This is a genomic window from Pseudomonas fluorescens (genome assembly GCF_001648775.1).
In the GTDB taxonomy this organism is placed as follows: domain Bacteria; phylum Pseudomonadota; class Gammaproteobacteria; order Pseudomonadales; family Pseudomonadaceae; genus Aquipseudomonas; species Aquipseudomonas fluorescens_M.
Map to the genome: position 1 here is coordinate 188,510 of NZ_LVEJ01000003.1, position 12,677 is coordinate 201,186.

Genomic DNA, 12,677 nt, shown 5'->3' on the forward strand with positions numbered 1-12,677 from the left:
GCTACCGCTGTAAGTATGGCTTACAGGATATAACGGGACAGGTCTTCGTTCTGCGCCAATTCGCCGAGGTGGCTGTTGACGTATTCGGCGTCGATCAGAATCGGCTTCTCATCGTGGGTGCTGGCCAGATCACCGGCGCTGAACGACACCTCTTCAAGCAGACGCTCCAGCAGGGTGTGCAGACGACGGGCACCGATGTTCTCGGTCTTCTCGTTGACCTGCCAGGCGATCTCCGCCAGACGCTTGATGCCTTCGGGCTGGAACTGGATGTTCAGGCCTTCGGTTTTCAGCAGCGCGCAATATTGCTCGGTGAGCGAAGCGTGCGGTTCGCTGAGGATGCGTTCGAAGTCTTCCGGGCTCAGGGCCTTGAGTTCGACGCGAATCGGCAGACGACCTTGCAGCTCAGGCACCAGATCGCTCGGCTTGCTCAGGTGGAACGCACCGGACGCGATGAACAGGATGTGGTCAGTCTTGACCATGCCCAGTTTGGTGTTGACGGTGCAGCCTTCGATCAGCGGCAGCAGGTCGCGTTGCACGCCTTCACGGGAGACATCGGCGCCGCCGACATTGCCACGCTTGGCGACTTTGTCGATCTCGTCGATGAACACGATGCCGTGCTGTTCAACCGCTTCCAGCGCTTTGGCTTTCAGCTCTTCTTCGTTGACCAGACGCCCGGCTTCCTCGTCGCGCACCAGCTTCAGCGCTTCTTTGACCTTGAGCTTGCGCGCTTTCTTCTTGCCCTTGCCCATGTTGGCGAACAGCGACTGCAACTGGTTGGTCATTTCTTCCATGCCGGGCGGCGTGGCGATTTCGATGCCGGCCACTTCGGCGACTTCGATCTCGATTTCCTTGTCATCCAGCTGACCTTCGCGCAGGCGCTTGCGGAACAGCTGACGGGTGTTGGAATCGGAGCTCGGTGCTTCTTCGTTGCTGAAGCCCATGCGGGCCGGCGGCAGCAGCGCGTCGAGGATACGATCCTCGGCAGCGTCTTCGGCGCGGTGACGCACGCGGGTCATTTCCTGCTCACGGAGCATTTTGATCGCAGCGTCAGCCAGATCACGGATGATCGATTCGACGTCACGACCGACGTAACCGACTTCGGTGAACTTGGTCGCTTCGACCTTGATGAACGGCGCGTTGGCGAGTTTCGCCAGACGACGGGCGATCTCGGTTTTACCGACACCGGTCGGGCCGATCATCAGGATGTTCTTCGGGGTCACTTCAACACGCAGCTCTTCAGGCAGCTGCATGCGGCGCCAGCGGTTGCGCAGGGCAATCGCGACGGCGCGCTTGGCATCGTCCTGGCCGATGATGTGGCGGTTGAGTTCGTGGACGATTTCGCGGGGAGTCATGGACATAGTAGTTGACGGTCCTCAAGCAGAAACAAGCCGTGGCACAGGGCCGCGTCAGGCTTATTCAGCGAGATCCTGCTCCTCAATGGTCTGAGTGTGGTTGGTGAATACGCAGATGTCGGCAGCGATGCCCAGTGCGGTTTCGACGATTTCACGGGCCGACAGGTCGGTCTTTTTCAGCAGGGCGCTGGCCGCAGCCTGCGCGTAGCCGCCGCCGGAACCCATGGCGATCAGGCCATCTTCGGGTTCGACCACGTCACCGTTGCCGGTAATGATCAGCGAGGCGTCTTTGTTGGCGACCGCGAGCATCGCTTCGAGGCGGCTCAGGGAGCGGTCGGTGCGCCATTCTTTGGCGAGTTCGACAGCGGCACGCACCAGGTGGCCCTGATGTTTTTCAAGCTGGCCTTCGAAGCGTTCGAAGAGGGTAAAGGCGTCGGCGGTGGCACCGGCAAAACCGGCGATGACCTGGCCGTGGTACAGGCGACGAACTTTTTTCGCGTTGCCTTTCATCACGGTATTGCCGAGAGAAACCTGGCCGTCGCCGCCCATGACGACTTTGCCGTGACGGCGGACTGAAACGATGGTGGTCAAGGGAAGAGTCTCCACACAGCGGGGCGAAAGTGCCTTATGCCCATTCATATGGGGGTGCTGGAGAGGATTTCAACCGGGCAGGGTGCGGAGGGACGAACGGCGGAGGGCAGATCAGAATTTTGTGGTGCTGGTTATGACGCCTTCGCGAGCAGGCTCGCTCCCACAGGGACAGCGCATAGCCTGTGGGAGCGAGCTTGCTCGCGAAGAACGATGACACGGTGACACGGTGACTCTGACGAAATCAGCGGCTCTGGCGTTGTTGTAACAACAGGTTGCTGAAGCCAGCACCGGCCAGTTGTTTCTGCGCCGTGGTCAGTTGTTCACGGTTACTGAACGGGCCGACCAAGACGCGGTACCAGGTTTCATCCTTCACCGTGCCGGACTCAACCGCCACCGCCTGGCCAAGCAGAATGATCTGCGCGCGGACCTTGTCAGCATCGGTTTCCTTACGGAACGAACCGGCCTGCAAGAAGAACTTGGTCACTGGCGCCGCTTTGCTCACCGGCGGTGCTGGCGGCGGGGTAATCCCGGCCAGAGCAGCCTGAGCACGGGCGGTGTCGATCTTCGCCGCTTCCGCCGGGGTCACTGGCGTGGTCGGGATGGCCGGCACTTGTGGCGTCGGCAACGTCTTCTCCGGCACGGCGTCCGGCGGCACGATCACTTCCGATTCCGGCAACAGGGTGTAGAAGTCGTACTTCGGCTTCACCGGTTGAGTCGGGCTCGGCGGGGTCTTGTTGGCCTCGGCGATTTTCGACGCTTTCTGCTGTTGCGCCTGCTCGACCTTCTCACGCTTGACCGTGTCGCTGCCCTTGCCCGGCTCCAGCTTCATCAGAAACACGATGAACGCGCCGACCGTCAGGCCGATGGCCATCCACAGCCAACCCGGAATCGGTTGCTTTGCAGGAGCTTGGTAACGGCTGGCGCCACGCTTGGGTGCAGGTTTTTTCTTGGCAGCCAACTTACATACGCTCCAGAGTTTCCAGACCCAACAGCTCCAGGCCTTGCTTGAGGGTGCGACCGGTCAGCGCGGCCAGGCGCAGACGGCTCTGCATCTGGGCCGGGGTTTCGGCAGCGAGGATCGGGCAGTTCTCGTAGAAGCTGGAGAACAGACCGGCAACGTCGTACAGGTAGGTGCAGAGAATGTGCGGCGTGCCTTTGTCGGACACGTTGTTCAGCACTTCGCCGAACTGCGCCAGTTTCGCCGCCAGCTCTTGCTCGTGCGCGGCTTCCAGCACGATCTGGCCATCGACTTCGCTGAAGTCCTTGCCCAGTTTGCGGAACACACCGGCCACACGGGTGTAGGCGTACAGCAGGTATGGAGCAGTGTTGCCTTCGAAATTCAGCATCAGGTCGAAGTTGAAGCTGTAGTCACTGGTGCGGTGCTTCGACAGGTCGGCGTACTTCACCGCGCCGATGCCGACGACTTTGGCGATGTTGCGCAGTTCGTCTTCGGCCAGCGTAGGGTTCTTCTCTTTGACCAGGCTGTATGCACGTTCCTGCGCTTCGGTCAGCAGGTCGATCAGCTTCACGGTGCCGCCGTCACGGGTCTTGAACGGACGGCCGTCGGCGCCGTTCATAGTGCCGAAGCCCATGTGTTCCATCTCCATCGGATGGGTGACGAAACCGGCCTTGCGCGCCACGGCGAACACTTGCTGGAAGTGCAGGGCCTGACGCTGATCGACGAAGTACAGCGCGCGATCGGCTTTCAGTTTGCCACTGCGGTAGCGCACGGCGGCCAGGTCAGTGGTGGCGTACAGGTAGCCGCCGTCAGCCTTGACGATGATCACTGGCAGCGGGTCGCCGTCGGCGTTCTTGAACTCGTCGAGGAACACGCACTGGGCGCCATTACTCTCGACCAGCATGCCAGCGGCTTTCAGGTCGTTGACCACATTGATCAGGTCGTCGTTGTAGGCGCTTTCGCCCATCACGTCGGCCATGGTCAGTTTGACGTTGAGCAGTTCGTAGATCTTCTGGCAGTGCGACAGCGAGATGTCCTTGAACTTGGTCCACAGCGCCAGGCACTCGGCGTCGCCGGCCTGCAGCTTGACCACCAGGCCACGGGCGCGGTCGGCGAATTCTGCGGATTCGTCGAAACGCTGCTTGGCGGCGCGGTAGAAGTTTTCCAGATCGGACAGCTCGTCGCTGGTGATCGGGTTTTCCTGCAGGTACGCCATCAGCATGCCGAACTGGGTGCCCCAGTCGCCAACGTGGTTCTGACGGATCACTTCGTCGCCGAGGAATTCGAGGACGCGGGCCACGCCGTCGCCAATGATGGTCGAGCGCAAGTGGCCAACGTGCATTTCTTTGGCCAGGTTAGGAGCCGACAGGTCGACCACGGTGCGCTGCGCCGGGCCAGCCTTGCGCACGCCAACGTTGGCGTCGGCCAGTGCGGCGTCGAGACGCGAAGCCAAAGCCTGGGTGTTCTGGAAGAAGTTGATGAAGCCCGGGCCGGCGATTTCGGCCTTGGTGACGTTCTCGTCAGCCGGCAGCGCGGCGATGATTTTTTCCGCCAGATCGCGCGGCTTCATGCCCGCAGGCTTGGCCAGCATCATGGCGATGTTGCTGGCAAAGTCGCCGTGCGTCTTGTCGCGGGCGTTCTCCACCTGGATCGCCGGCGTCAGGCCTTCAGGCAACACACCTTCGTTGACGAGTTGGGTGAGGGCTTGTTGGATCAGCTGGCGAATGGTGTCTTTCATGGTCTTCTCTTTCGACCGCAAGCGCGGCGGGCGCATCGATGCGCGGGTGGAAAAACTGGGCATTATCCGTTGCGAAGACGGGCTTGCCAACCTTAGCAGGCAGGATGTGGATGTGTGGTGACAAATAGATCACTTTCGCGAGCGAGGGCGGTGCAATTCCTGTAGGAGCGAGCCTGCTCGCGAAGACGATCCTTCTATCAATACAAATCGACGGGATCGACATCCAGCGACCAGCGCACCGCGCGCCCACTCGGCATCTGCTCCAGCACCAGCAACCAACTGGCCAGCAACCGGTGCAGCGGCGCCCGCGCGGTCGCCTGCAACAACAGCTGTGCGCGATACCGCCCGGCCCGCCGCTCCATCGGCGCCGGCACTGGCCCGAGCAGCTCGATGCCGGTCAAATTCTGTTCGGCCAACAAGCGCTCAGCCTCGCTGCACGCCTCATCGAGAAAACCTTCCGCCTGCCCTGGCTTGTGCGCTTCGGCACGCAACAGCGCCAGATGCGCAAACGGCGGCAGCCCGGCGGCGCGGCGTTCGCTCAAGGCCTGCTCGGCAAAGGCGAAATAGCCCTGCTCGGTCAGTTGCACCAATAGGGGATGGTCGGCGAGGTGGGTCTGGATGATCACTTTGCCCGGCTCTTCGGCTCGGCCCGCACGGCCGGCGACCTGCACGATCAACTGCGCCATGCGCTCGCTGGCGCGGAAGTCGCCGGAGAACAAGCCTCCGTCGGCATCGAGAATCGACACCAGCGTCACCCGTGGAAAATGGTGCCCTTTGGCCAACATCTGTGTGCCGACCAGAATGCAGGGCTGGCCCTTCTGAATCGTCGCGAACAGCTGATTCATTGCGTCCTTGCGCGACGTGCTGTCGCGGTCGACGCGCAGCACCGGGTAATCCGGGAACAAAATCGCCAAACGTTCTTCGGCGCGCTCGGTGCCGGCGCCGACGGGCCGCAGATCGACCTTGTTGCACTTCGGACACTGGCGCGGCGTACGTTCCACGTAGCCGCAGTGGTGGCAGCGCAATTCGCCATAGCGTTGGTGCACGGTCATCCTTGCGTCACAACGCGAACACTCGGACATCCAGCCGCAGTCGTGGCACAACAGCGTCGGCGCGAAACCGCGACGGTTGAGGAAGACCAATACTTGCTGGCCATTGGCGAGCGTCTGGCCAATGGCTTGCTGCATCGGCCCGGAAATCCCGCTGTCGAGTGGACGGCTTTTCACGTCCAGCCGCAGGAAACGTGGCTGCTTGGCGCCGCCGGCACGTTCATTCAGGCGCAGCAGGCCGTAACGGCCGGTGTAGGCGTTGTGCAGACTTTCCAGAGATGGCGTGGCGGAACCGAGCACGATCGGGATGTTTTCCTGCCGTGCACGTACCAACGCCAGATCGCGGGCGTGGTAACGCAGGCCTTCCTGCTGTTTATAAGAGCCGTCGTGCTCTTCGTCGATGATGATCAGCCCGGGGTTTTTCATCGGCGTGAACAGCGCCGAACGCGTGCCGATAATAATGTCGGCCTCGCCATCTCGGGCGGCGAGCCAGGCGTCGAGGCGCTCGCGGTCATTGACCGCCGAGTGCAGCAGGGCGATGCGCGCATTGAAGCGCTGTTCGAAGCGCGCGAGTGTCTGCGGGCCGAGGTTGATTTCCGGGATCAGCACCAGTGCCTGTTTGCCGGCTTCGAGGGTTTCGCGGATCAGCTGCAAATAGACTTCGGTCTTGCCGCTGCCGGTGACCCCGGCCAGCAGGAACGCGTGATAACTGTCGAATCCGGCGCGGATGGCCTCGTAGGCGGCGCGCTGTTCAGCGTTGAGCGGCAATTCCGGTTGCGCCAGCCAGTGTTCGTGGCGCGCGCCCGGTGCATGGCGGCGGATTTCCACTTGCACGAGGTTCTTTGCCAGCAGCAGATCAAGGCTGTCCTTGCTCAGCATCAATTTGCTCAGCAACTGATGGGCGACGCCGTGCGGGTGCTGGGCCAGCGTCGCCAGTGCTTCGCGCTGGCGCGGCGCGCGGGCAATGCGCGGGTCATCAAGGCTGGCGCCGGGAGTGATCGACCAGAAGCGCTCCTGTCGCGCCTCGGCCAGTTCACCCTGGCGCAGCAGCACCGGCAACGCCCAGCTCAAGGTGTCGCCGAGGCTGTGCTGATAATACTGCGACGTCCACAGGCACAGCTTGAACAGGGCTGGCGGCAACGGCGGCGTGGCATCGAGCAGGGCCAGCGCCGGTTTCAGTTTCTCCACCGGTACTTCGCTGGTGTCCGTGACTTCGACCAGAATGCCGATCATCTCGCGGCGGCCAAACGGCACTCGCAGACGCATGCCCGGCTGCAATTGCTCGCGCAGCACGCCGGCCGGCGCCCGATAGTCGAACAGGCGGCGCAAGGGCGAAGGCAAGGCGAGGCGCAGAATGGCGTCGGGCACGCGGGGGGATCTCTATAAACGCAAAAGAAGGGTTGAGCGCAGATCAATTGTGGGAGCGAGCTTGCTCGCGAAGGCGGTGTATCAGGCGCTTAAAGACTGACTGACACAACGCATTCGCGAGCAAGCTCGCTCCCACAGGGGAATGCGTTCAAGGCCGGGAGCCTAGCAGACGGTCGGTCTCGGTGACAGCTTGCGTGTTTGAAAAGGTCTGGTAGAATCCGCGGCCTAATTACGTGCGGTATTCAACAATAGTGTTGGGTGGCGGCACGCTAGCTGAGGAAGACACCATGAAAGCTGATATCCACCCGAATTACCCAGTCATCGCTGTTACCTGCAGCTGTGGCAACAAGTTCGAAACCCGTTCGACTTTCGGCAAAGCTCTGCCAATCGACGTGTGCAACGAATGCCACCCGTTCTACACCGGTAAGCAGAAGACTCTGGACACCGGTGGTCGCGTTCAGAAGTTCGCAGACCGTTTCGGTGCTTTCGGCAAGAAACCTGCTGCTGCAGAGTAAGGTTGAAGGGCCCGGTGGGCTTTTCCTCGTTGCTGAAAAAGGCGCCCCTCGCGGGCGCCTTTTTTGTGTCCGCGATTTGGCTGTCCGGCGCGCAGGCCTTCTGTCCCGCGCCTTCGCGGCTGACTAGCGTCGCGGTGCAACGGGTGGTCGATGGCGATACGGTGCGTCTGAGCGACGGTCGCAGCGTGCGCATGATCGGCCTTAATACGCCTGAGTTGGGCAAGCAGGGGCGCAGCGACGAACCTCTCGCGGTGGCGGCGCGCCAACGGCTGCAAGCCCTGGTCGATGCCAGCGGTGGACGTGTCGGTTTGCGCCCCGGCAAGCAAGCCAAAGACCATTACGGACGTACGCTTGCGCACATTTACAGTGCCAGCGGCGTCAATCTCGAAGCGCAAATGCTCGCCGATGGCTTTGGTTTTCAGGTCGCGGTGGCGCCGAATGTCGATCTTGTCGCCTGTCAGCAAGCCGCTGAAAACGTCGCACGACGAGCCGGACGAGGCATCTGGCGGCAATCTCCTGTACTGAAAGCGGGGCAGATCCAGCGCTCGGGTTTCGCCGTGATCAGTGGGCGTGTGAGCAAGGTTCAGCGCAATCGCGGCGGAATCTGGATCGAGTTGCAGGACGCGCTTGTATTGCGCGTTGCACCCAATCTGGTCGGACAATTCGACAATGTCCGATTGCAGGCGCTGAAAGGCAAGCAGGTTGAGGCGCGCGGCTGGATCGTCGATCGCTCGCGGCGCGGTGGATTGCAATCGGGTCAGTCGCGCTGGTTACTGCCGTTGACTGATCCGAGCATGCTGAAAACTTCTCGCTGAATAAAAATTGTAGACATTTTTTCTGTCGATTGTGAACAGTCAAGCCCTTGTGCGCCGTGGCTCTTGGCCCAAAGTCGTAGGACAGGGCGCTTGACAGGGGTGACCGCTCAGTCTTGTAGGGACTTTGCGAGGCGCGTATCCTCGCTGACCAGTCTGTCCAACAGTAAAAAGCGGAATGCCAAAATGTCTGATCTGAAAACTGCCGCTCTCGAATATCATGCCAATCCTCGTCCAGGGAAGCTGAGTGTCGAGCTCACCAAGGCCACTGCTACCGCTCGCGACTTGTCGCTGGCCTACAGCCCCGGCGTAGCTGAACCAGTGCGTGAGATCGCTCGCGATCCTGAACTGGCCTACAAATACACCGGCAAGGGCAACCTGGTTGCAGTCATTTCCGATGGCACCGCGATTCTCGGCCTGGGTAACCTCGGCCCATTGGCTTCCAAGCCAGTGATGGAAGGTAAAGGCGTACTGTTCAAGCGCTTCGCCGGCATCGACGTGTTCGACATCGAAGTCGACTCGGAAAGCCCGCAAGCCTTCATCGACACCGTAAAACGCATCTCCATCACTTTCGGTGGCATCAACCTGGAAGACATCAAGGCGCCAGAGTGCTTTGAGATCGAACGTGCTCTGATCGAGCAGTGCGACATTCCGGTATTCCACGATGACCAGCACGGCACCGCGATCGTGACCGCTGCAGGCATGATCAACGCCCTCGAAATCGCCGGCAAAACCCTGCCGGAAGCGAAAATCGTCTGCCTGGGCGCCGGCGCTGCCGCCATCTCCTGCATGAAATTGCTGGTGAGCATGGGCGCACGCATCGAAAACATCTTCATGGTTGACCGTACCGGCGTGATCCACTCCGGCCGTGACGACCTGAACCAGTACAAAGCCGTGTTCGCTCACGCTACCGACAAGCGCAGCCTGGCTGACGCACTGGCAGGCGCTGACGTGTTCGTCGGTCTGTCCGGTCCGAACCTGCTGAGCGCTGAAGGCCTGCTGTCGATGGCGGCCAACCCGATCGTGTTCGCGTGCTCGAACCCGGATCCGGAAATCTCCCCGGAGCTGGCACACGCCACCCGTAGCGACGTGATCATGGCCACCGGCCGTTCGGACTACCCGAACCAGGTCAACAACGTTCTGGGCTTCCCGTTCATCTTCCGTGGTGCCCTGGACGTTCGCGCCAAGCGCATCAACGAAGAAATGAAAGTGGCTGCCGCCAACGCCCTGCGTGAACTGGCCAAGCTGCCTGTGCCTCAGGACGTGTGCGATGCCTACGGTGGCGCGCCGCTGGAATTCGGCCGTGAGTACATCATTCCGAAGCCAATGGACAAGCGTCTGATCACCCTGATCTCCGACGCTGTGGCCAAAGCCGCAATCGAGACCGGTGTGGCTACCCTGCCGTATCCGAAGAACTACCCGCTGAAAAGCGTGGATGACGTGTTCAACGGCTAAGCCGTTGTAGCGCTTCAACCGAAAGCCCCGGCTCGTGAGAGTCGGGGCTTTTTTGTTTTCGGGAATTCTCAGGATCGCATTTCATATCGACAAGGGCCCTCACCCTAACCCTCTCCCAGGGGGAGAGGGGACTGATTGGGGGATGTTCGGGAGTTACGCCGACCTGAACGTATTGTTTTGAATCCATAATCGACACAGCTCTCTCAGGTCGATGTAGAGCGCTAGACAACTCGGTCAGTCCCCTCTTCCTCTGGGAGAGGGCTAGGGTGAGGGTTTTTTGATTTTCAGGTAATAAAAAGCCCCGCTCTTCTCACGAAGGCGGGGCTTTTCTATACCGCTGGATCAGAACAGATCGATCGGCGCCTGCTCATCCGCCGGCAGCGGGCTGCCCGGCGCTGTGCCATTGCCCAGTTCATTCACCGACGGCGGTGTGTCTTCAGACTTGAACAGCTCGAAGTACGCGCCCGGCGTGCTCGGCGTCGCTGCACGGCCGCTGACCGGGTCCACGCGCAGGCTCAGCAAGCCTTCCGGCTCAGGCTGTACGTGCGGCGGCTTGTCCTTCAACGCTGCCGACATGTAGTTCATCCAGATCGGCAGCGCCACGGTGCCGCCGAACTCACGGCGACCGAGGCTTTCCGGCTGGTCGAAACCGGTCCAGACCGTGGTCACGTAATCGGCGTTGTAACCGGAGAACCAGGCATCTTTCGATTCGTTGGTGGTACCGGTCTTGCCGGCGATGTCGCTGCGGCCCATGGCCAGCGCACGACGACCGGTGCCGAGCTTGATCACGTCCTGCAACATACTGTTGAGGATGTAGGTGGTGCGACCATCGACGATCCGCTCAGCCACGGCCGGTGCTTGCGGCACTGCCGCGTTGCCCGGTGCCTCGCCTGGAACCGGTGCGGCATTGACTGTGAACGATTGAGCGTCTGGCGCGGCGATACCGTCCGTCGCCGCGCCACCCTGCGGTACGGTCGGCGGATTGGCCACAAACAGCGTATCGCCATTGCGGCTTTCGATCTTGTCGATGATGTACGGGGTGATCTTGTAGCCGCCGTTGGCGAACGTGCTCCAACCGGTGGCGATCTCCATCGGCGTCAGCGTCGCGGTACCCAGCGCCAGCGACAGGTTCGGCGGCAGATCCTGCTTGTTGAAGCCGAAGCGGGTGATGTAGTCGATGGTCTTGCCCACGCCCATCGCCTGCAGCAAGCGGATCGATACCAGGTTGCGCGACTTGTACAGCGCCTCACGCAGGCGGATCGGGCCGAGGAAGGTGTTGGTGTCGTTTTTCGGACGCCAGACCTTGTCCAGGTACTCGTCGACGAACACGATCGGCGCATCGTTGACCAGGGTCGCGGCGGTGTAGCCGTTATCCAGCGCGGCGCTGTAGACGAACGGTTTAAAGCTCGACCCCGGCTGACGCTTGGCCTGCATGGCACGGTTGTAGTTGCTCTGCTCAAAGGCGAAACCGCCGACCAGCGAGCGGATCGCCCCGTTCTGCGGATCCAGCGATACCAGCGCACCTTGCGCCTGCGGGATCTGGCTGAATTTCAGCGAATTGTCTTTCTGACGCTGCACGCGAACCAGATCGCCGACCTGCGCGACATCTGACGGCTGGCGCGGGTTGGCGCCCATGCTGTTGGTGTTGAGGAACGGGCGCGCCCATTTCATGGTGTCCCAGGCGACGTGTTCTTCGCCCGTGCGAGTCAGCACTTGCAGGCCGTTCTTGTCGACCTGAGTGACGATGGCCGGCTCCAGGCTGCTGATGGTGCGTTGTTTGGTCAGCTCGCTGGCCCAGGCTTCGCGGGTCTTGCCCGGCAGGCGCGACTCGGGGCCACGGTAGCCGTGACGCTGGTCGTAGGTCATCAAACCTTCGTGCAGTGCGGTGTTGGCCATTTCCTGCAGGTTGCTCGGCACCGTGGTGGTGACGCGGAAACCTTCGGTGTAGGCGTCGCTGCCATAACGGCCAACCATTTCGGCGCGGGCCATTTCGGCGATATACGGTGCGTTCACTTCCGGCGTCGGCACGTGATAGCTGGCGTTGAGCGGCTCGTTGATCGCGGCGGTGTAGTCCGCCTCAGTGATCTTGCCGAGCTTGTACATGCGCCCGAGGATCCAGTCGCGACGCTCTTTGCTGCGTGCCGGGTTGGCCAGCGGGTTGAAGCGCGACGGGGCTTTCGGCAGGCCGGCGATCATCGCCATCTGCGCCAGGCTGACGTCACGGATCGACTTGCCGTAATACACCTGCGCCGCCGCCTCGATGCCATAGGCGCGGTTACCCAGGTAGATTTTGTTCACGTACAGCTCAAGGATTTCGTCCTTGGTCAGCTGTCGTTCGATCTGCAGGGCCAAAAGAATTTCGGTGGTTTTGCGCGAGAAGCTGCGCTCGCTGGTCAGGAAGAAGTTCTTCGCCACCTGCATGGTGATGGTGCTGCCGCCGGACTGAATGTGTCCGCTTTTGACCAGTTGGGTCGCGGCACGCATCAGGCTGCTCGGATCGACGCCATAGTGGTTGGCGAAATTGTCGTCTTCAGCACTTAGTAACGCATTAATGAAATTGGGGGGAATGTCGGCGAAACGGATCGGCGTACGGCGCATTTCGCCAAATTCTGCGATCAACTTGTTGTCGCTGGAGTACACCCGCAGCGGAATCTGCAACTGAATGCTTCGCAGAGCCTCCACAGACGGCAAACCCGGACTAAGGTAAAGAAACGCGCCGCTGAGACCTAAAAGCAGTCCGCAGAAAACGGCGACGATGGACCAACCGAAAAATTTCAGCAGACGAATCAAGGCGTTTGGACATCCAGGGCAAAGAATGAATTTGGCGACGGCGTTCCGG

General features: G+C 61.2%; 10 protein-coding genes. 4 read left to right on the forward strand and 6 right to left on the reverse strand.

Annotated elements, in window-relative coordinates:
* Nucleotides 1-20 precede the first annotated feature (20 nt).
* The 4 genes from hslU to argS all read right to left on the reverse strand — a co-directional run bounded on the left by hslU (nucleotide 21) and on the right by argS (nucleotide 4,639).
* Nucleotides 21-1,358, reverse strand: a complete 1,338-nt coding sequence (gene hslU, locus A8O26_RS05330) for an ATP-dependent protease ATPase subunit HslU (protein WP_064117085.1) — start codon at nucleotides 1,356-1,358, stop codon at nucleotides 21-23.
* Nucleotides 1,359-1,412: 54 nt separating this feature from the next.
* Nucleotides 1,413-1,943, reverse strand: a complete 531-nt coding sequence (hslV, locus tag A8O26_RS05335; RefSeq protein ID WP_064117086.1) for an ATP-dependent protease subunit HslV — start codon at nucleotides 1,941-1,943, stop codon at nucleotides 1,413-1,415.
* 241 nt (nucleotides 1,944-2,184) lie between these two features.
* Nucleotides 2,185-2,901 carry an SPOR domain-containing protein gene (locus A8O26_RS05340; RefSeq protein ID WP_007909385.1) on the reverse strand — a complete coding sequence of 239 codons (717 nt, stop codon included), beginning with the start codon at nucleotides 2,899-2,901 and terminating at the stop codon, nucleotides 2,185-2,187.
* 1 nt (nucleotide 2,902) lies between these two features.
* The gene (argS, locus tag A8O26_RS05345) at nucleotides 2,903-4,639 is read right to left on the reverse strand and encodes an arginine--tRNA ligase (RefSeq protein ID WP_064117087.1); all 1,737 of its coding nucleotides are present in this window, start codon (nucleotides 4,637-4,639) and stop codon (nucleotides 2,903-2,905) included.
* Here argS and A8O26_RS30430 point away from each other — a divergent pair.
* Nucleotides 4,638-4,760, forward strand: coding sequence for a hypothetical protein (locus tag A8O26_RS30430; protein WP_301336272.1), 123 nt, complete (start codon nucleotides 4,638-4,640; stop codon nucleotides 4,758-4,760). The genes argS and A8O26_RS30430 overlap by 2 nt on opposite strands.
* 76 nt (nucleotides 4,761-4,836) lie before the next feature.
* Here the strand turns inward: A8O26_RS30430 and A8O26_RS05350 are convergent, their stop codons facing one another.
* The gene (locus A8O26_RS05350; RefSeq protein WP_064117088.1) at nucleotides 4,837-7,056 is read right to left on the reverse strand and encodes a primosomal protein N'; all 2,220 of its coding nucleotides are present in this window, start codon (nucleotides 7,054-7,056) and stop codon (nucleotides 4,837-4,839) included.
* Nucleotides 7,057-7,343: 287 nt separating this feature from the next.
* On the opposite strand from A8O26_RS05350, the gene rpmE reads away from it, so the two are divergent.
* From rpmE to A8O26_RS05365, 3 genes are all read left to right on the forward strand, one after another.
* Nucleotides 7,344-7,571: a 50S ribosomal protein L31 gene (rpmE, locus tag A8O26_RS05355; protein WP_007909403.1), complete on the forward strand. Its 228-nt coding sequence runs from the start codon at nucleotides 7,344-7,346 to the stop codon at nucleotides 7,569-7,571.
* Nucleotides 7,572-7,585: 14 nt separating this feature from the next.
* On the forward strand, nucleotides 7,586-8,386 hold the full coding sequence (locus A8O26_RS05360; RefSeq protein ID WP_064117308.1) for a thermonuclease family protein: 801 nt from the start codon (nucleotides 7,586-7,588) through the stop codon (nucleotides 8,384-8,386).
* Between the two features lie 183 nt (nucleotides 8,387-8,569).
* Nucleotides 8,570-9,838 carry a malic enzyme-like NAD(P)-binding protein gene (locus A8O26_RS05365; RefSeq protein ID WP_064117089.1) on the forward strand — a complete coding sequence of 423 codons (1,269 nt, stop codon included), beginning with the start codon at nucleotides 8,570-8,572 and terminating at the stop codon, nucleotides 9,836-9,838.
* A gap of 342 nt (nucleotides 9,839-10,180) precedes the next feature.
* Here A8O26_RS05365 and A8O26_RS05370 read toward each other — a convergent pair whose 3' ends face one another.
* Nucleotides 10,181-12,628, reverse strand: a complete 2,448-nt coding sequence (locus tag A8O26_RS05370; RefSeq protein ID WP_064117090.1) for a penicillin-binding protein 1A — start codon at nucleotides 12,626-12,628, stop codon at nucleotides 10,181-10,183.
* Nucleotides 12,629-12,677: the final 49 nt, after the last annotated feature.

What these genes read in the sequence shown, in the direction of transcription:
- rpmE (WP_007909403.1), top strand. Translation starts at nt 7,344, where the DNA reads ATGAAAGCTGATATCCACCCGAATTACCCAGTCATCGCTGTTACCTGC.
- hslU (WP_064117085.1), bottom strand. Translation starts at nt 1,358, where the DNA reads ATGTCCATGACTCCCCGCGAAATCGTCCACGAACTCAACCGCCACATC.
- A8O26_RS30430 (WP_301336272.1), top strand. Translation starts at nt 4,638, where the DNA reads ATGGTCTTCTCTTTCGACCGCAAGCGCGGCGGGCGCATCGATGCGCGG.
- argS (WP_064117087.1), bottom strand. Translation starts at nt 4,639, where the DNA reads ATGAAAGACACCATTCGCCAGCTGATCCAACAAGCCCTCACCCAACTC.
- A8O26_RS05365 (WP_064117089.1), top strand. Translation starts at nt 8,570, where the DNA reads ATGTCTGATCTGAAAACTGCCGCTCTCGAATATCATGCCAATCCTCGT.